The 19,649-nt window shown below is 58.0% G+C and carries 10 protein-coding genes and 2 pseudogenes; 9 read left to right on the forward strand and 3 right to left on the reverse strand.

The genetic code is table 11. The features are described from left to right. Window positions 1–1,115: 1,115 nt before the first annotated feature. From YUU_RS0109050 to YUU_RS62320, 4 genes and pseudogenes are all read left to right on the forward strand, one after another. Window positions 1,116–2,600, forward strand: a complete 1,485-nt coding sequence (locus tag YUU_RS0109050; RefSeq protein WP_027522080.1) for a coproporphyrinogen-III oxidase family protein — start codon at window positions 1,116–1,118, stop codon at window positions 2,598–2,600. A 414-nt stretch (window positions 2,601–3,014) separates the two neighbouring features. Continuing rightward, window positions 3,015–3,437, forward strand: coding sequence for a transposase (locus tag YUU_RS62315; RefSeq protein WP_051389671.1), 423 nt, complete (start codon window positions 3,015–3,017; stop codon window positions 3,435–3,437). After that, window positions 3,434–3,787 (forward strand): annotated as a pseudogene (tnpB, locus tag YUU_RS50470) (IS66 family insertion sequence element accessory protein TnpB). The gene YUU_RS62315 and the pseudogene tnpB overlap by 4 nt, the downstream one beginning before the upstream one ends. 247 nt (window positions 3,788–4,034) lie before the next feature. Next, window positions 4,035–5,264: a Ulp1 family isopeptidase gene (locus tag YUU_RS62320; RefSeq protein ID WP_084801384.1), complete on the forward strand. Its 1,230-nt coding sequence runs from the start codon at window positions 4,035–4,037 to the stop codon at window positions 5,262–5,264. An 865-nt stretch (window positions 5,265–6,129) separates the two neighbouring features. Here the strand turns inward: YUU_RS62320 and YUU_RS0109085 are convergent. Next, window positions 6,130–7,512, reverse strand: a complete 1,383-nt coding sequence (locus tag YUU_RS0109085; protein WP_027522086.1) for an FAD/NAD(P)-binding protein — start codon at window positions 7,510–7,512, stop codon at window positions 6,130–6,132. A gap of 854 nt (window positions 7,513–8,366) precedes the next feature. Here YUU_RS0109085 and YUU_RS0109090 point away from each other — a divergent pair. Beyond that, complete coding sequence (locus YUU_RS0109090) at window positions 8,367–9,014, forward strand: DUF938 domain-containing protein (protein WP_027522087.1); 648 nt, start codon at window positions 8,367–8,369, stop codon at window positions 9,012–9,014. A gap of 59 nt (window positions 9,015–9,073) precedes the next feature. Here the strand turns inward: YUU_RS0109090 and cysN are convergent, their stop codons facing one another. Then, window positions 9,074–10,963, reverse strand: coding sequence for a sulfate adenylyltransferase subunit CysN (gene cysN, locus YUU_RS0109095; protein ID WP_035661696.1), 1,890 nt, complete (start codon window positions 10,961–10,963; stop codon window positions 9,074–9,076). Then, window positions 10,963–11,898 (reverse strand): sulfate adenylyltransferase subunit CysD, encoded by a 936-nt coding sequence (gene cysD, locus YUU_RS0109100; RefSeq protein ID WP_051389679.1) that lies wholly within the window; start codon window positions 11,896–11,898, stop codon window positions 10,963–10,965. Before cysD ends, cysN begins: the two co-directional genes overlap by 1 nt. 1,544 nt (window positions 11,899–13,442) lie before the next feature. On the opposite strand from cysD, the gene YUU_RS0109105 reads away from it, so the two are divergent. The 4 genes and pseudogenes from YUU_RS0109105 to YUU_RS0109125 all read left to right on the forward strand — a co-directional run. Next, a complete protein-coding gene (locus YUU_RS0109105; protein ID WP_027522090.1) occupies window positions 13,443–15,245 on the forward strand; it encodes an ABC transporter ATP-binding protein in 1,803 nt (600 codons plus the stop codon). A 929-nt stretch (window positions 15,246–16,174) separates the two neighbouring features. Then, window positions 16,175–17,545, forward strand: a complete 1,371-nt coding sequence (locus YUU_RS0109110) for a hypothetical protein (RefSeq protein WP_027522091.1) — start codon at window positions 16,175–16,177, stop codon at window positions 17,543–17,545. Continuing rightward, window positions 17,545–18,501: a DNA adenine methylase gene (locus YUU_RS50480; RefSeq protein ID WP_051389672.1), complete on the forward strand. Its 957-nt coding sequence runs from the start codon at window positions 17,545–17,547 to the stop codon at window positions 18,499–18,501. Before YUU_RS0109110 ends, YUU_RS50480 begins: the two co-directional genes overlap by 1 nt. 237 nt (window positions 18,502–18,738) lie before the next feature. Further along, window positions 18,739–19,649: pseudogene (locus YUU_RS0109125) on the forward strand (IS3 family transposase); the annotation flags it as partial.

Here is a 19,649-nt window from a genome sequence, read left to right on the forward strand (position 1 = left end):
AAGCCATCCACGCGCTCTCTTCAACGCTGCGTCATCATTAGACAAGCGGAAGCGAGAGTTCGTTTGGCGTGGAATGGTGAGTGTTCTACTTGCGGTCTTCTGGCTGAAGAGTTCTTCTACGTTCTGAACACCTCAAAAAAGATCTCCGCTGTGTGGCCTTGGGACTAGATTTCGGTAGATTGCGAATATATGCAACCAGCAGAGTTGGAGCCGCTGCTGCTCTTTGCAAGATACGAGTTCACCTGCATCGAGCGCAGCCATTCCACCAAGTCTTCCTGCAAATCCTCTTTGCTGACGCCGCATCATAAGCGTGATCGCCGTGAGGCGGCTCGAGCTGATCACGCGCTGCGCACGCACCCGCTCGGCATGCCCGCCAGCGCCAGACGGGTGTCAACAGGCGGGCTTCGGCGGTTCTCCATTAGCTGATCCTGGATGAAACGCAACGTCGCCTGCCTGCCATAGAGCGGAGCGAAAGAAACTCGGCCGACAAGAGAAACACTGAGGTCGTCGTAACCTCGCCGTTCTGGACACTTCGCGGGGCGGATGTCCGTGTCCGCGCTTGAGAGAGACCGACATCCCACGATGTTTCCCAGCTGTCGTGTTTCAGTCGTGTTCGGCTCTAGACGCTGATGTCCAGAATCGAACGTCGCACGCAAGTCTATGCCGATGCGGTGCGAAGCCGATAGTTTTCGTTCTACTTCACGCAAGCCTCGTAGGACGTTTTTGATGGCATGCCAATTGCTGGACACGGAGAAGGATGAGCAGCACGTTGTGCCCTCACTGTCCAGGATTTGAAATGAGCGTGCTCGACTGGTCCAAATCAAAGACGGACGTTGCGTCCGTGAGTGCGGTCCCGCGGGAGGTTCGCTGCGGCATGCTGGTGCCGCTGTCGTTATCCGTGCCGAATTATGACCGTCGGTGTCGCGGAGTGGACGGCAACGTCGCGGAGTGGATGGCAACGCAGGATATGATCTGGCTGGAGCCGAGGCAGCCACTCTGTGTGCTCGCGCGAATTGCACCGCGCCTGTATCGACACCGAACCGAAGGTCGCCCCTCTGACGCCTGTGTATCGTCGCGCCCTGCCTTCGTACGATAGCTAAAGGAGACAAAAAGATATGCGCGCGCCAAGCTATTGCGAGGCTCTAGAGTTCGCGATCGACCGCTCGTACGACATCAACCTCGACATGCTGAGGGCTCGAAAACTACACCTTGACACCTACAATGATTACCTTGTCGGTACCTATCCACCTCTCAAAGCAATGGGTGAGCTGAATGCCGAAAGGCTGTTGAGTGAGATTACCTCGTCGATCGATCTCTACTTTCACATCCCCTTCTGCAATCAGTATTGCACCTTTTGTCACTTCGCCAAGGAAATCAACCCACGTCCCGGGCGAGTGGAACGTTACCTGGCGGCTCTCGATAAAGAGATGAGTTGGTCGGACGCGGCGCTTGCCGGCAGATCTATCGAGACAGCGTTCTTTGGCGGCGGCACCCCGTCAATGCTGACAAACCCACAACTCAAAACGCTATTCGACATGATCAAGCAGCGCTTTGATCTGTCGAAGTCCGAAGTCAGCTTCGAATTGCATCCCTCTCTTGCAAAGCAGGTGGATGCCGCAGAGCGCATATCCACTCTGCTCAGTAATGGCGTAAACCGCTTCGTGCTGGGCGTTCAAAGTCTTGATCAAGACATCTTGCGTATCTTAAACCGCGGCCACGGTGTGGGTGAGGTGAGTAAGCTCGTCAAATTGCTGAATAAGATGGGGGTTCAGAATCTATCGCTGGACCTCATCTATGGATTGCCGCAGCAAACGCTGCGGAGCTGGTACGACTCGCTCATCGGTCTATTGAATATGGGAGTGGAGAAATTCAACATATTTCCATTGTTGTTCAAATCGACGGACCCCATAGCTCGCCATTTGAGCAGAGGGCGATATCAATTCGCCGGGGCGAAGGAGCGCATCATCATGCATTTCATGGCGGAGCACATCCTCACGAGACTTGGCTATCGCCATGGTCCGATCTTCTTCTGGACCAAGAAGTCGCAGCCGCACTCCATTCAGCAGTGCCGCAAATACGATTCATGGAACGACAATAATCTGATCCCGTTTGGCGTTGGCGGATTTGGCTACGTGAGTCAGTGCCAGTTCTACAACGAGGCAGATTTAGGTCGCTACTTGTTTAGGGTCGAGCGTGGCGAGAAACCAGTGTGGAAGGGCGTCGTCCTGTCGCAAGACGACCTGATGCGCAGAACGGTGATGCTGGCGTTGCGAAGTAGCGGAGTGTCGCTCTTTCGTTTCGAGAGGGAATTTGGCGTGTCCATGGAGCAATACTTTCGTCGCGAGCTCAAAAGGTTAAATGAAGCGGGGCTCATCAGTGTTTCAAACGAAGGCGTGCTCTCGCTAACCACTGCCGGCATCATCAATTCGGGCGCGGTATCGTTGCAATTTTTCTCCAACCATGTGCTCGAGCGAGCCGCACGCACTGACAGCAAGATCTTAGACAAACGAAGTGATCTTATCGAGAAGCACGACTACTCGCCGGCCGCCCGATACGGGGCGACCGCCGAAATGCAAGCTGTTTTTAGCCAAGGCCGGTGAGTGCGCGGTGGTCTTAAGGTCCAAAATAGTGCTGATCTCAGCACTGGCGCACCGAGCGCGTAGCCGAATGACCGAATGTTGAGGCCGTCGTCGCTCGTTTGGGGACGATACGCGACGTGGTATCACGCGCCGTTGCTTCGCAACGCGGCTCCGCCGGTGGCTATGGCATGGCCGCGAATGACCGGATCCGCGAACGCATAGGCGACGAATTCATCCGGCAAAAGCCCTGGTGCTCGCGGCCGATCGCGCCCATCGCGCGTGCATCGCAGGCGCTGCTCAAGTAGCGTTTCGGGAGAAAGCGTCAATATCTTCTCTTCGATAGACTGTAAACGGTGCGACGGTCCCACCTGGTATACGACGACGGGATGAGTGAGACTCGCGCGGGGACAGACAACGCGAGGGACGCTCATTTCAATGGATCAAGACAGACATCAAGACAGGCATGATGCCGACTCCTATCAGCGGATCGAAGTGATTACAGGGGAGAGGCGACGACGCAGTTGGAGCGATGCGGAGAAGGCGCGGATCGTGGCCGAGAGCGCCGATCCGGAGACGAGCATTTCCGAGGTGGCGCGGCGCAACGGGGTCAACCGGGGACTGCTCGGTGTGTGGCGGCGCAATGCGCGGCTTGCGTCAAGCGAAGCGCCGCAGTTCGTACAGGTCAGGCTCGAGGACGCAGTCGAGGCGCGGGCGAACGCGATCGGCAAGCCTCACGTTCAGACGGGTCCGGCCGAGCGGATCGGGGTGATGATCGCGGGCGCGGCGGTGCGCGTGCCCGTCGGCGTCGACGCCGCGACGCTGGAGCGCGTGCTGGTGGCGGTGAGGTCGACGCGATGATCTCGTTCGGTCCAATGGTCCGTGTGTTCGTCGCGACGCAGCCGATTGACTTTCGCAAAGGAGTGCATGGCGGTCGCGCTGGTGGCGGAGGGGTTGAGCGGCAAGCCCTACAGCGGCGACGTTTATGTCTTCCGATCGAAGCGATCGGATCGTTTGAAGCTTCTGGTTTTTGACGGCTCGGGAACAGTTCTAGCGACGAAGTGGCTCGAGGATGGGAGCTTCGCGTGGCCACCTGTTCGCGAGGGTACGATGCAGGTGACGGGGCGCAACTGGCGATGCGGATAGAAGGTCTTGCGGAGTGGTCGCGTGTGGTCCCGAAGGTGACGAAGCGGCCGACGAAAGTTGCCTGAATCGTTTTGTTTTGCTGGCGATTGCGAGTTTGTTCGTGTAGCTCTGCGATATGGCGCTTCGCCGTGAAGATCTCCCCTCTGACCCTGCGGCTCTCGCCGAGATGGTGCTTGCGTTCGAAGGCGAAGAACGACGATCTGCGCGCAGAGATCGTCACGTTGAAGAGCTTGATCTTCGGCGCGCGAGCGGAGACTATGCGCCTTCAATTTCACCCAATCCCGCGACGGGACCTTTACGAGGACGTTGCCAATGTCACCATCGCGGTCGGTAAGCGCAGAGCCATCCGTGGCCTTCGGCGATCCTGAGCGACCTTCGCCTCCCGGGTTAAGGGGCGCTTCGAGCCACTTGGAATTGCCATTCCAATCGCACCCCGCGGTCGACATACAGGCTACCGTGCCAGTGGAAGACTTCACACATATCGTCGGCTTGGGATGGGATCATGGTTGCCAATCGGCGCCCGATGCCCTGATCGGTTCACTCCACAGAAAGGGCGTCTTGCCGGCGACGCCGCTCCGGCCGCAGACACATTTTTACATCCATGGTCGGCCTTACACGACGAAGCTCGGGCAAGGGACAAAGGAGGCGACTCTAAACAATCCGCGTGGACTTGGCGTTACGCTCATTCCTGGACACGGACTTCGATCTCACGAACCCGTAGGGGCGTCCATCGAAGGCTTCCCGAAAAATGCGGAAAAAACATCGTCATCGACCGGGGCGGAGAGGTCTGCGACACGGACGTCGGATGGCAAATGCTTCGGACGGTGGTGGTGTCTTAAGTTAGGGCTTGGCAAAGCCTTCGAGGGGAGTCGTCGCAAAAAGTCGTCCGTACGTCTGGGCCAACCGGATAGACAGGCGTCCGGATCTCGCATCCCGCCGCAGCGTCGGCTGAAGCTCCGCGACAGGGAATGGCTGGGTGACCAGCATATCACGGCGGATTACATGCTCCTGGAGCAAGAATGGCAGACCGACAATCCGGATCTGGCCGCGCGGACGCGGTTCGTGCGGCCTGCCATGGCCCACCTGCTGCGCTGGACCGAGTGCGAGATCGAACTTCTGACAGCCCTCCAGGCGGTCGTCGAAGACGAGCACGAGAATGATACAGCCGACTTCCTGTTCCTGCCAGTGAGCAATGCCAGCGCTGCGGACCCCGCCCGCCGCGGCACCCATTGGTCGCTGCTGCTCATTGATCGCCGCGCACCGGAAGGGATGATTGCCTATCACTACGACTCCTTCGGAGGATCTAACAGCTCCATTGCAGAACATCTCTCAGGAAGGTTAGGTGCCAGACTACAGCCAGCGCGCATAGCTCAGCAGCAGAACAATTATGATTGCGGCGTCTTTGTGCTCGAGGCCACGCGGGTGCTGGTTGGACGATTGGCGCAGAGACAGCGACCTGATGATGAGCTGCTGTTGCACCTCGACAACCTCGTCGTCCGTCGGAAGGCATTGCAAGATCGACTCAGCGCTCGTGCACCTTAGCGTTGCGACGCCGAGCTTGATGACGCTCAGGCTGATGGAGCGGCTCGTGCCGGCACCAAGACCGGCAGTCGCCAGCCGCTGATCGTGCGGCTTCACCGATCCGCGTTCGGACCACTGACCGGTACGGGGACATGAACGATATGGATCGGTCGCGTACGATCCCGCCCCGCGCTGGATCGCGGTTTCCCGGGCAGTGGCTCACGCACCGAGAGGGCTTCCATCGCGTTTAAACATGCTCCTTCACGAGTGAATGAGGATCGCGCGGCTTCCGCGTCGGCGTAAGCGTGACGTGAGCTCGCAAAAAAGCTTCGTCCATCCCATGATTAGCGATCAGCGCCGCGATTCGGGCTACGAGGCCCAGGTCGTCCCCGACCGCATCATTCACTTGACCTACCGCTGCGTATTTCCTCCAGATGGAGTTAGAGTCCGGCCCGCAGAAGGACGATAGACTTGGCCCCATGGGCGATGCGAGGCAGGCGAGAAGGATCAGGTAGACTGATAGGTGTCGCCTCATGATTCAACTTTGTTATGGCGGTTGGCGGCGGTCGCATCAGTGGAACGGCGTGCTGCCGCAGAAATTCGTGCCACGGTCACGAATCTCCGTGTCGGCCCCATCTTTGATGGCTCGGCAACATTACGGCTGTTCCTGACGGCTTGACCATCTAGGCAATATCCGGGAGCTAAGCGCTCCCTTCTGAAAGGAGCCGTTCAAGCTGAGCAGTTCAGGTAACGGTCAGAGGAGTCGGGCAGCTCTCGAGCGGCTCACGCTGACGCCCCCAGAGCAGGTTCGAACTAACCGTTCCCGCTTTTTTGATCAAGGTAGATGGCCGCATTCATTCGGCGAGCGTCAGCAGTCAGAATGCTTTCATGATGCGGTTCGCCTTGATGCCTCGCCGCCGGTATCGGCGAGGAGGGCAGCAAGTGCCGCACATTGGTTGCGAATATCGGGTATCGCGTTGATCTCCCAAAAGGCCGCGCGCGTGAGCGGACCCACCGCGAAGAGGTGGCGCGAGGTAGCGCCAGCGCGGCTGATGACCGCACAGTTTCGATCGGTCTCGATGCCAATGCAGAGCGGATCGACACGGCAAAGGCCACGGTCGAATAGACTGCGCACTGCCGGATTGAGCGTCGCGCGCGGATCTTTGACGATGCCGGTGCAATCGACGACCGCGCCAACCTGGATGTCGAGAGGATCCGAATGCCCCCGCAGGCGGTACTTGACCCTCGCGCCGGTATTGTTGGGCTCTATGCTGATCACCTTTCCTGCCATCAGGGCAAGCTGACCTCTGTCAAGCACCTCGGCAATGCGTGCTTCGACTTCCGGAGCCATCCGATGCCGATGCACGTCCCACCAAGCGCGTGCGTGTTCGAGAAAGCGGCGTTTCGATGTCTGCGAAAGCTCATGCCACAGCCGCTGGGTGTAGGGGCGAAGGCCGTCGATGACGCTGCGCCAGTCGCCGCCTTGCGCCGCATTCCGGTCTATGTAGCCGCGAAGCCAGCGCAGCAGGCGACTAATGCTAGCGCCAAAGGGAACGTCCGCCTCCTCAATTCGCAAAGCATCGATGTGGCGGTGGGGTTTTGCGAGCAGACCGCGCCGTGACATCGCGATGATCGGTCCACGACGGCCGTCGCGCAGCAACGATAGGACGTAGTCGACCATGGTAAGCCCCGTGCCGAGGATCAGTACGGTTGCCTCGGTGTCGATGTGAGCGGCCGACGGTGGCGCCCAGGGATTTGCATGAGCCGGCAGGTTGGCTCTCGTATCATGTCCGGTTGCGAGAACGACGTTGTCGGCCATGAGCGATCGGCCATCATCCAGTGTGACCGACCCGCCGGCCGGACCCTCGTTAATATCGACGCAAGTCGCGTGCAGGATCGACAGACGCCGTGCGCCCGTCGGATCGGATGTCTGTTGCTCAAACAAACTGGCCATATAGTCGCCATAGATGCGTCGTGGCACGAAACAATAGGGATCGGGACACAGCGACGCGTCCGCGTTATGCGAGTTCAGCCAACGCCAGAAGTGATCTGGTTGGTCGGGTAGCGCGCTCATATTCGAGACGCGCACGTTGAGCAGGTGATCGGGGTTGCCCGTGTGATAGGCAATACCGCGTCCAATATCGGGACGCTGCTCGATCAGCGTGACGCGTAGATCGCTAGTCGGCCGATGCAACAATTGATAGGTCAGCAGGACGCCGCTGGCGCCGCCGCCGATGATGATTACGTGCCGCCTACTGGGGCTCGTCATGTTATCACTCTACCGATCAACAGCTGGCACCAATGTGCGGTGCCAGGGCGGCTATTTTCTGAAATCTCATGATACGAGGCATCACCATCGATGTGGGGGGCGCTGGTGCCGCGTGCTGCTCAAAATCGCGCGCCTTTGACCTAGATATAGCCGACAGATGCGAGCAACGCGGTTCAAGTAGGAAATTGTCTTGTAATTGTCATGTTGGTCGGTAGCTGCAGTGTTCAACTAGCCGAGATTATTTCCGCAATCGTTGAGTCATTCGACCGAGCTGGCAAAGCCAAAAATATATGCATATGGGTAACATAGAGCCCCCTTTTTTCCAGTTCTCTCGATGATAGCAGGTCCTTGCTCTGGTCCAGAGAGAAAGTCGGCGGTTGGCGTAACTTTGAAATCATCAACACGCCCTAATCTCTTTTGTAGGAAGTCGTTATCTAGGCGAGCTCGGAGAGAAAAATTCATTTTGCGTGAACGTGTAGCCTAAGACTTCTACCATCGACCTAGCGAAAAGTGTTTTGAATGCTCAATGGGCGTCTGCGCTGCCGCGACCGTTGCGGTTTCACGATCACGTCACCGGCGCGAACACGAATGACCCGAACAGTCGGTCAAGCCGATCATACGCGTCCCCGTCCAGCGCCTCGGTCAGATGATAGCCTTCCCCTCATTACAGGGTCCACGCGATGATTTGGGCCGAAAGTGGAAAAGTGAGCTTGTCGCCGGCCGAGCGACTTAGGTCGCCACGTCGACCGCGCCGTGACTAGCCGCAGGTCTCCGGGTGGCTTAACTTGCTCGATCTTTATCTCGCTGCTACCGAAGACCTCTTGCAAGAGTTACGGAAAGCGAGGAATACGCGAATGTCCGGACCAAGACCTGATATCGATCCGCATCCGCTCAGCTCTTATGTTGCCTGGGCGGGCAACCGCAACAAGGATCCGATCCTGAAGACGTTCGAAGAATTCTTTCCCACGCAAGGTGACGTGCTTGAGCTGGCGACAGGGGCTGGATTGCATATCAACTACTTCGCGCCTCATTTTCCGAACGTGCGATTTCAGCCCTCCGACTACGATCGAGACGTCTTTGCGTCCATCAAAAGATGCCGCGCCGGAGCCGGCAACAAGAACGTTGCCGATCCCATTTTCATTGATCTCACTGTCCCTGCGACTTGGCCAGGCGCCGATGAGCGGCTTTATGACGTCATCTTCGTCATCAACATCTTCCAGGTTGCGCCGGTCTCGATCGCCGATGGCGTCGCTACGCTTGGCGCAAAACTCCTGAAGCCATCTGGTCTCGTCGCCATCTATGGTCCTTTCAAACTTGACGGGAAATACACCACGCCATCGAACCTGGCCTTCGACAGGGAGATTCGGGCGGCCGGTGTGCCCGGATGGAGTCTCAAAGAGGTGCGGGACCTTCAGAGAGCGAGCGAGAAGTATGGATTGACGCTCGATCAGACGCTTGACCTACCAGCCAACAATTTCGTTCTGCTCTTCAGCAGATCCTGAAGGGATGGCGCGGTCAGTCCTGGAACTTTCTACGCTGGCGCGTTGCGGAGCCAATTCGGCTATGTCAGAGCGATGATCCCGCGTGCCTGCAGGCAATTTAGCACCGTATCAGCCAACTGCTCTGGTTGCAGGCCTAGGGTCTTCAATTGGACCTCCGGCTCACTTGGCGCTTCGTATGGCGCATCGATGCCGGTAAAGTTCGTGATCTTGCCGGATGTTGCCTGGGAATAGAGGCCCTTTGGATCGCGCCGAACGCATTCATCTATTGGCGTATCCACGAAGACCTCGACGAATTCGTGCTTCCCGACGAGCTTGCGCACCATGTCTCGGTCGGCCTTGTAAGGTGAGATGAAAGAGCAGATGACGATCAGGCCGCTTTCGAGCATCAATTTGGCCACCTCGCCGGCACGTCGGATGTTCTCGACGCGATCTGCTTCAGTGAACCCTAGATCGCAATTGAGGCCGTGACGAAGATTGTCGCCGTCCAGGAGCATCGTGTGATGCGACATCGCATACAGCTTCTGATCGATGATATTAGCAATCGTAGACTTGCCGGCGCCAGAAAGCCCAGTGAACCAGATGATGCACGGCTTCTGATGCTTGAGCGCGGAACGCTCCCTCTTGCCGATCGACAATGGCTGCCAGATCGTGTTGGTCGCCCGCCGGAGCGGAAAATCGATCATTCCCGCCCCAACGGTACGGTTGGTATAGCGGTCGATCACGATGAAGGATCCCGTGCGCCGGTTGACGTGGTACGGATCGAAACTAGCAGGCACGACGGTCGCCACGTTGCAACGGCCGATCTCATTGAGACCCAATGTGGTCGCGGTGAGACGCTCGCGCTTGTTGACGTCTATCTTGTACTTGATGCACGTGACCCTGCCGGAGGCAATCGTTTGCGTGCCAATCCGAAATGCATAGGAGCGGCCAGGCACCATTGGCTCTTCGTCCATCCAGATCAGATGAGCGGCAAACTGGTCGGCGATCTCGGGGCGCTGCGTGGGGCTTGCAAGGACATCGCCGCGGCTGACATCGATCTCATCTTCGAGCGTGATCGTGACCGCATCGCCAGCCTCTGCAACCGCAAGATCACCATCATAGGTCACAATCCGCTTCACGCGTGAGCTGCGGCCGGAGGCCGCCACGACGATTTCATCGCCAACCGCGATGCCTCCCGAGGCGATCGTGCCCGAATATCCTCGGAAATCCAGATTGGGTCGGTTCACCCACTGGACCGGAAATCGGAAGGGCAGGTCGGTCGTCTCGGACTGAATGTCGATAGTCTCGAGGTAATCCAGCAGGGACTGGCCGTGATACCAATCGGTGTTGCCGGATCGGTAGGTAATGTTGTCACCGTATCTGGCGGAGATCGGCAATGGGACGATCGACTTGAAGCCGAGCGCCGAAGCAAAGGCGACATAGTCGCGCACGATGCTGTCGAAGACTTCTTTCCGGTAGTCCACGAGGTCGATTTTGTTGACGGCCACGAGGACGTGCCGGATGCCCAATAGCGAGCAGATGAACGAGTGGCGTCTGGTCTGCACCAGAACACCCTTGCGCGCGTCGATCAGGATGATGGCGAACTGCGCGTTGGAGGCGCCGGTCGCCATGTTGCGGGTATATTGTTCGTGGCCCGGCGTATCGGCGACCATGAAGGATCGGCGCGGCGTGGAGAAGAACCGATAGGCGACGTCGATGGTAATACCTTGTTCGCGCTCGGCTTCGAGGCCGTCGACCAGCAGAGCAAGGTCGATGTCCTCGCCCGTCGTGCCATGCTTGGCGCTGTCGCGCGCGAGCGCCTGTAGCTGGTCCTCATAGATCATCTTGCTGTCATGCAGGAGGCGCCCGATCAGCGTCGATTTGCCGTCGTCGACCGAGCCGCAGGTGATGAACCGCAGTTGATCTTTGCGAACGGCCTCGCCGAGGTGGCACACCGCGTCCGTGTCCATCAAAAGTATCCTTCCCGCTTCTTCTTCTCCATCGACGCCACCTCATCCGTGTCGATCAGACGCCCCTGGCGTTCCGAGACTTTCGCAAGGCGCATTTCGGCTACGATGTCCTCGATGGTCGTGGCCTCCGACTCGATGGCGCCGCTCAGGGGGTAGCATCCGAGGGTACGGAAGCGGATCGTGCGCATCTCGGGAGCTTCGTTCGGCTGGAGCGGGAGCCGCTCGTCGTCCATCATGATCAAAGCGCCGTTCCGATGGACCACAGGTCGCGGTTTGGCAAAGTAGAGAGCGACGACAGGGATTCTTTCGAACATGATGTATTCCCAGATGTCGAGCTCCGTCCAATTCGACATCGCGAACACCCTCATCGTTTCACCTTGCCGGATGCGGGTGTTGAACAGATTCCAAAGTTCGGGCCGCTGGTTGCGCGGATCCCAAGCATGTCCTGCCGATCGGAACGAAAATATACGCTCCTTGGCACGGCTTTTCTCTTCGTCCCGCCGCGCCCCGCCAAATGCCGCATCGAATCCGTAGAGGTCGAGCGCCTGCTTAAGCGCCTCGGTCTTCATGACCTGTGTATGCAACGTGGAACCGGAGTCGATCGGATTGATGCCGCGCGCGATGCCTTCCTTATTCACATGGACGATGAGATCGCTCCCGACGCGCCTGGCCGTCTCGTCACGAAAGGTGATCATTTCGCGGAATTTCCAGGTCGTATCGACATGCATCAGCGGGAAGGGCAGCTTCGCCGGATAGAACGCTTTTACCGCAAGGTGCAGCATGACGCTGGAATCCTTGCCGATCGAATAGAGCATCACCGGCTTTTTGAATTCGGCGACAACTTCGCGCATGATTTCGATCGACTCGGCCTCGAGCCGGCGCAAATGCCGGGGCAGCGCGTGTGTTTTGAGTCCGGTCATGTCCTGCGCGTTCATTTTGAACATCCTCGAGAAATGCCCCTCGGTACGAAGCTGCGTTGCGGTATTCATGCCGTCTCTGAAGGCCCGACTATGAGATCAGGGATCGCGCTGCCGGCTAGCGAGAAAGATCGCGTGGCCCGCCGCCCTGTCCAATCCATGGTCGGTCCAAGCAGGATAGACGTTGGCTTCACCCTGGCCTCGGGCATAGAATTCTGGAAGTGAGGCCGCGGCTATAGATGGGCGACTGACTGACGGTCAATCCATTCCTTGGTTGCTGCCTCAACATACGCTGGTTTATCGTGTCGCAAAACCGTTGCGGGTTGGGACCGGCGCAGCGCAATCGGTCTGTCTTGCTGAAGGAAGGGACATGATCATCCACACACCTTTCGAGCTTGCGGGCGCCCTTGCCACCAAAATAGAGCTGGCGCAGAGCCGCTGAAGACCGCGCCTACAAACGGGGTGCCGTCTCCATGATGACATACTCCTCGTAGCTTTCCCGATCGGAAACCTACCATGCTGCTCAACGGCTGGCGTTTTTCCTACCCGGCGGCAGGTGGGTTGGTGAAATCGTTTTTTTGGATGGAACGCATTCAGATCGCGGATAGTGACAGCTCCTGAGGTCTTGGTCTCAATCTCACTGACCCACTCGATACTCTGATGGTCGAAGACAGGTCTTACGGCGGCAGCTCTGGAAGCCGGCAGCGTAGGTGAGTTGCATCGCGCGCCATTTTACGCGGCTCACCTTACCAGCAGACGTTTTCTACTGGACTAGCGAACCCACCTGATGGTCACTCGACCCGCTATCGGGAGCAATTGGCTCTTGGAAATCAAAGTCTCGATCGCCGTGTGGGCGATTTCTTTTCAGGTCTGCAGACCGCCAAGTTGGTCGATCTCTATCGCGCTGGCGCCCGGTCTCTTCGCCGCGAAGCAATGTCCGGCGGAGGCCCAATTTTTATGCCTTTCCAGTCAGCTTTGCTCAACCGGCTAACCACGCATCGGCCTGGCTACGTCTTGCGCCCAAGTCAACTACTAGCCTTGGGAATTGATTGAGAAGACCGACACTGGCACTGCATGAGCGTCCCGCGTGTCTTCGGGATTCAACATAAATCTGGCCACGCTCCACCTGATGGGCGTGCTGTCTTCTCGCCTGCACTCACGACATGCGATCTTTTCTTTTCCTGAAACACCATGATGGACTCGTTTTGCGCCCGCCGACCGCTCACATGCAGGGAAGGTTAAAGCGAATGGGGCGTCATTGTCGTGCGAGGCCTGTTCTTGCGGCGACTGTTTCGAAGAAGAGAGGTCTTCCTCCGGCAAGATGCTAGCATGAGCGAATTCTTAAAGCGCCTGATACTGAATGAGGGGAGGCCTTCGCATAAGACTGCCAGGCTTCCACGAGAAGCTATTGAGTGGAGTTCGAGCGGCTTAGAGAGTTGGCATCGAGTGCTTCGCTTAGCCAAGGAATGCCGACGGAGCGTCGGTGTTCGATCGCGCCTTTGTAGCGCGAAGCTCAGTTCAGATCGCGCCGATTTGTACGCTGGCAACGGCGGGATTGCGGCATGACCGTTCTAGCTGACAAACGTCCCATCGCGATCCGAGCGGTGCTTCCGTTCGTTTTCCGCCACTGGCTGCACCAGCCCTACCGCGCCGCCTTTGTACTGGTGGGCTTCCTCGGGTCAACGGTGGCCGACCTGTTCATGCCGGTCTATTCTGGTCATCTGGTCGACGCATTGACGTCAGGCCCTTACGACCAGGCGGCGCGAGATGCGGCGCTGGCCGCCTTCGGCGGCATCGTCGCGCTCGGCCTGGTTTCGGTGATCCTTCGCCTCATGGGTCTGCAGGCAATCGTTCCGTTCACGCTTCAGACAATGTCGGACGTGGCACGTGAGGCGTTCATGCGCGTGCAGCGGTTCTCAACCGACTGGCACGCCAACTCTTTCGCGGGTTCGAGCGTAAGAAAGATCACGCGCGGCATGTGGGCCCTCGATCTGCTCAACAGTACCATCCTGATGTCCCTGTTGCCGTCTCTGACGGTACTGGTAGGTTCGATGATCCTGCTCGGGCTGCATTGGTCTGCGCTGGGCGGCGTGATCGCGATTGGTACGGTAATATCTGTCGCGGTGACGCTGACATTCACGGTCCGCTATATCGCGCCTGCCGCACGTGTCTCAAATGCCTGGGACACCAAGGTGGGCGGCACGCTGGCCGATGCGCTGACTTGCAATGCGGTGGTAAAATCGTTCGGCGCTGAAGCGCGCGAGGATGTTCGGCTCGCCCGCGTCATCAACCGCTGGCGCATGCGGCTGCGGCGAACCTGGCTGCGCTACAACTACGCCGCCATGGCTCAGCACTGGCTTCTGTTGTGCCTGCGGGCGTCGGTAATCGGCGGCTCGGTGCTGCTGTGGATGGCGGGGCTAGCCTCGCCGGGCGACGTCACCTACGTGCTGACCAGCTACTACGTTATCCACGGGTATCTGCGCGAGGTCGGCATATACATCAACAACCTCCAGCGCTCGGTCGACGACATGGAGGAGCTGGTCGCGATCTATGACGAGCCGATCGGGATCGCGGACGCGCCGGATGCAAGGCCGATCGCCATCGACGGCGGCGAGATCGTATTCGACGATGTCACCTTCCGATATGGCGGCGAGGGCGCGCTGCTCTATGGCGGGCTATCGGTTGATATCAGCGCCGGCGAGCGGGTTGGTCTGGTCGGCCGCTCCGGCTCGGGAAAGACGACCTTCGTCAAGCTGGTGCAACGGCTCTATGACGTCTCGGGTGGCCGCATTCTGATCGACGGTCAGGACATCGCTTCTGCCACGCAGCAATCGCTCCGCAGCCAGATAGCCATCGTGCAGCAGGAACCGATTCTGTTCCACCGTTCGCTCGCCGAGAACATCGCCTATGGCCGGCCCGGAGCCGGTATGGCGGCGATCGAGCGGGCGGCACGACTTGCCAATGCGCACGAGTTCATTCTGCGCCTCCGCAGGGGGTACGGCACGCTGGTCGGTGAGCGCGGTGTCAAGCTCTCAGGCGGTGAGCGGCAGCGGGTCGCGCTGGCGCGCGCCTTCTTAGCGGATGCGCCGGTGCTGATCCTGGACGAGGCAACCTCAAGCCTCGACTCGGAATCGGAAGCCCTCATCCAAGAAGCGATGGAGCGGCTGATGAAGGGCCGCACCTCGATTGTGATTGCACATCGGTTGTCGACGGTGCGCAGCCTTGACCGCATCTTGGTGTTTGATGACGGCGTCATCGCCGAGCAGGGCACGCATGCAGCCCTGACCAAGCGACCCGGCGGAATCTATCGCAGGCTGTTGGAAAGCCAAGCCATCGACTTCGGCCGGATCTCTGCGGCAGGCTAGCGAGTAGGGAAGGTTCAGAAGGGGTAGAGGCACAACGGCCAGGAGAGGCGCAACGCGGCCGAAGTTCAAACAGAATCGGTCACGTTGGATAGGGAACAGATCGCGCGCTGGCGAATAGCAAAGTGCAACCTCTGCGAGCGTTGTCAAGCCTAGAGGGCGTGAAGGGTCGTGATGCCGAGATCGACACTTCGTACAGCGGTATTGCAACAAAGTTCAACTTCATCAAGTGATTTCGCGTGTGAGCCGATGACCGATTGGCGACACAGAGTAGTGGCCGAACATCGGCAACAAGCGCAGGGGTTGGCTTCAAATGAGTGGCTTCCGCGACTGTCATCATGCGCACCGCCCGTCTGGCGCTTCGGCGAGTTGCCGCTGCGCGGCACGGGTAGAAATCCTTTCAAAATACGTTTTACGCGCCGAATTACAGCGTCAATCAGCGAACCATTGCACCAATCAATATCGACAAGTAGCTACTGTGCAGCGGCAAAGGGGCGCGCGTTGATTTTGAGGCGCGCACTTCTGGGTAATACAGAAGGCGATGCGCCGCTGTGGCCTTCTGATTCCAGAAGGTCGCAGCTGCGGTCGGCCTGACTCGGTTGGGTAAGACGCTGATGCTATGTGCTGAACTCGTTCGTCGTATTTTTCCTCCCGCGACGAACACTCACTGGCCGCCCCGTTTGGGGCGGCCTTTTTTCCTCGACTGGGCCTTTCGATCCATCGGACCGCTGAGCATGTTCGAGTTTTTTGAATGATTTCAATCCGCACTGACTCTTACGCAGTCTTGCGTCCGCTCTGCCGCCGTTGGCGGCTGCTGCAAGCAAGCTAATTTATCCCAGTGGATGAGACGCCACTGACCGTAGCCGCGCGTCAACCCAAAGTGGCGTGCGCATTGAATCGTGTTTTGTCACTGGACGGGGAGGGCACCCATCATGTATGCCGGCTTTAAGCTTGTTGATCTTCAACTCGACGACATTGACTTGGATGACAAGAATCCGCGAATTGTCTCGCAAGCTCCATTGACCACGCAAGCAGCTATTCTGGCTTATCTCTACGAGAACGAGGAGCTGGAGGCCTTCATCAAGAGGATTGCATCGGAAGGCCATAACATTGGGGCAGAGCGGCCTTACGTCATCAAGAAGGGTTCCCGCTACATCGCCATCGAGGGCAATACACGCATAGCTGCGTACAAGGTCCTCACCGGCCTGATCAAGCCGCCGAAAGACTACGCAGATTCAGTGCCGCATGTCTCCGAAGCTCTAAAGAACGTCCTTCAAACCGTCGCGTGCACGCTTGCCCCCGACCGAGATTCATTGATGCCCGTCATGGCAGGCGCCCATTTCGGTCGCGGCGACAAATCGCAATGGGGCTATCTCGGGAGCAGGCAGGTAATCTACAACGAGTGGAAGTCCGATAAGTCTCTTGCGAAGATCGCTAAAGTTTTTAGACTTACTCAGGGTGAAGTTAAAGACCTGATTCTTGAGTATCAGTTGTATCTCAAGGCGCTGTCGCTTAATTGGACACCGAAGGAAAAAGACGTTCTCCTCAGAGCGAAGGTTGCCTTTAATCCTCCCGTCCGCTTCCTGCAGACTAGTGGCCACAAGACCAAGATGGGCATCACGTACGACTCAGCCAATCTAAAGGTCGTGTTCGCGCCGAGGGCAGACAAGAAATTCAAACATCTCATCAAGAAGCTTGTCATCAATCCTGAGCGTGGACTGGGCGCGACCGCGTCGTACGATAGCGTATTTTCGGACTATGATGAGTCCGGCTTCGGTTCGAAAGCGTCCTTAAAAAGGGGCGGAGACAAGAAGACCGGAAGCACAGGTAGTGCTGGCGGAGGCTCGTTCGGCGGGAGCTCGTCCGGAAGAGGCAAGGGCGGAGAGGCGACCAGCGGAACTGCTACGCTCAAGCCTGGCTCTCTCTTCGGGTATCAACCCAAGAAGATGAATAGTGGCCTGATCACACAACTGCTCAAAGAAGCCAAGGACATCAATTCGAACAAATTTCCCGCTGCCGCGACCTTCTTGCTGCGTAATATCGTCGAGTCCATTCTGAAGCACATCATTGATGACCTGGGCGGCAACCAGGTCGGAAAATCGCACGATTTAGAAAGCGCGCTCAATTACATTGCCAGTAATGCAATCACACTTCCATCTGGCGATAAGAAAATATTAGCGGAATTCAAGAAAGATCATCTCGCTTACTTAAATCTCGGAGCGCACGGAAACGTAATTCCGAACGATACCCGTCTAGCCTCCGCGCGAGACTCGATCGATCAGTTTGTAAAGAAGTATGTCTGATGATTAGCTCGCCCCTTCGATATCCTGGCGGCAAGGCGAAGCTCTTTCCGTTTTTCATTGAATTGATCCGGGAAAACAAGCTATTCAGCCGCGACTACTGCGAGCCATATGCGGGCGGCGCGGGCTTGGCGCTTCGGCTTCTTACGACTGGCTACGTCGATAGGATCTCAATCAACGACATCGATCCTTCGATTTACGCCTTTTGGAGGTCGGCGCTATTCGACACCGAGAAATTCTGCCGTCTGATCGCCAAGACGCCCATCAGTATTGACCAGTGGTATCGACAGCAGGAGGTCTGGCAGAATGGTGACCTCGACAACAAGCTCGCGCTTGGCTTTTCAGCCTACTTCCTGAACCGGACGAATCGCTCGGGCATCATTGAAGGCGCCGGTCCGATTGGTGGGTTCGCCCAAAAGGGAAAGTGGAAGCTCGACGTTCGATTAGTGAAAGACTGGCAGATACAGAACTTAAGAGCTCTCGCTCGCTATTCAAATCAGATCGAGGTCACAAACTTGGATGCGATGGACTTTCTGCAGAAGGCTCTGAGTAATCCAAACGCCCTGACCTACCTTGACCCACCGTATTACGTCAAAGGTCACAAGCTCTACAAAAACTTCTATCAACCGAAGGATCACGAAGAAATTGCAGAGATGCTCCTGAAGAAGCGCCGCGTCAATTGGGTCGTTTCATATGACGATGTGCCCCAAATTCGTTCCGCATATTCGGCATTCGACTCGATAACGTATCTGTTGAATTACAGTGCGGGTGAAAAATCTGAAGGGCCTGAAGTTATTTTCCTTAGCGATAGTCTCATCCCCCCCACTGTAACCGGCTTTGACGTTAATCATGCCCGACGGCCTGTCGCGAAGAAGCGGGTTGCCGTTACCAAAAAAACTACTGCATCGAACACACGGAAAGGGGCCTCTCGCTTACCCATCAGGCGCTCGCGGTCTTGATCTATTGAGCCGACCATGGCGTTCAGGCCGTCTCTAAGGGCGAGGAGGCTAAGCTCGGTGAAGAGGGGGCCAATCCGATCCACCTACTGACCTCAAGGGTCACACCCGACCCAAAGCGTATGGCTATGGTCGGGCCGACATGCACGTTTCGTTTCTCTGGCTCCTACACCGTGCGCCCTGAACCTCCTCCGAATTGATGGACACCTGTAGTAGGCTCGAAGAGCCAGGAGGTGTCGGATGGAAGGACGTCAACGTCGGTCGTTTACGGATGACTACAAGCGGCAAGCGGTTGATCTCGTAGCGTCGAGCGGGCGCTCGATCGGATCTGTTGCCAGGGAGCTCGGCCTGCGCGATTCCGTGCTGCGGCGATGGGTGGAGCAGCGAGGGGCCCGGCTGGAGCCGACGGCGGCGACGCGGCGCCCCACAACGCAGGCGACGCTGCCGTCGGCGGACCACGCGGCGGAGATCGCGCGTTTGCAGCGGGAGAACGAGCGGCTGCGCATGGAGCGCGATATCTTAAAAAAGTCCATTGCGATCTTTGCTGGAGGTCCGAAATGAGATTTCGCTTCATCGAAGATCGCCGCGCCGACTACCCGGTGACAATCATGTGCGGCGTGCTCGGTGTCTCGCCGGCCGGCTATTATGCCTGGCGCTCGCGCCCGGAGAGCCAGCGATCCGCCGCCAATCGTGAGCTCGTCGACGACATCAGGCGGGTTCACCGCGACACCAATGGCCGCTATGGCAGCCCGCGCGTCCATGCCGAGTTGAGGGCTCAGGGCCGCGGGGCCAGCCGCGGTCGCATCGAGCGATTGATGCGCCGCCACGGCATCAGGGCCATCATGGCGAAGCCACGCCGGGTGCGGACCACCGACAGCCGTCACGATTTCCCGATCGCCCCGAATCTTCTCGAGCGCAACTTCGTCGCCGCCGCGCCGAACCAGATCTGGCTCGCCGACATCACCTACGTCGAGACCGATCAGGGCTGGCTCTATCTGGCCACGCTGATGGATCTCTACAGCCGCAAAATCGTCGGCTGGGCGATGGCGGATCATTTGCGCGCCGAACTGCCAATGGCGGCCCTAGCGATGGCCATTGCGACACAGCGGCCTGGCGCCGGCTTGATCCACCATTCAGATCGTGGCGTTCAA

The sequence above is a fragment of the Bradyrhizobium sp. Ec3.3 genome (genome assembly GCF_000472925.1).
GTDB lineage: Bacteria > Pseudomonadota > Alphaproteobacteria > Rhizobiales > Xanthobacteraceae > Bradyrhizobium.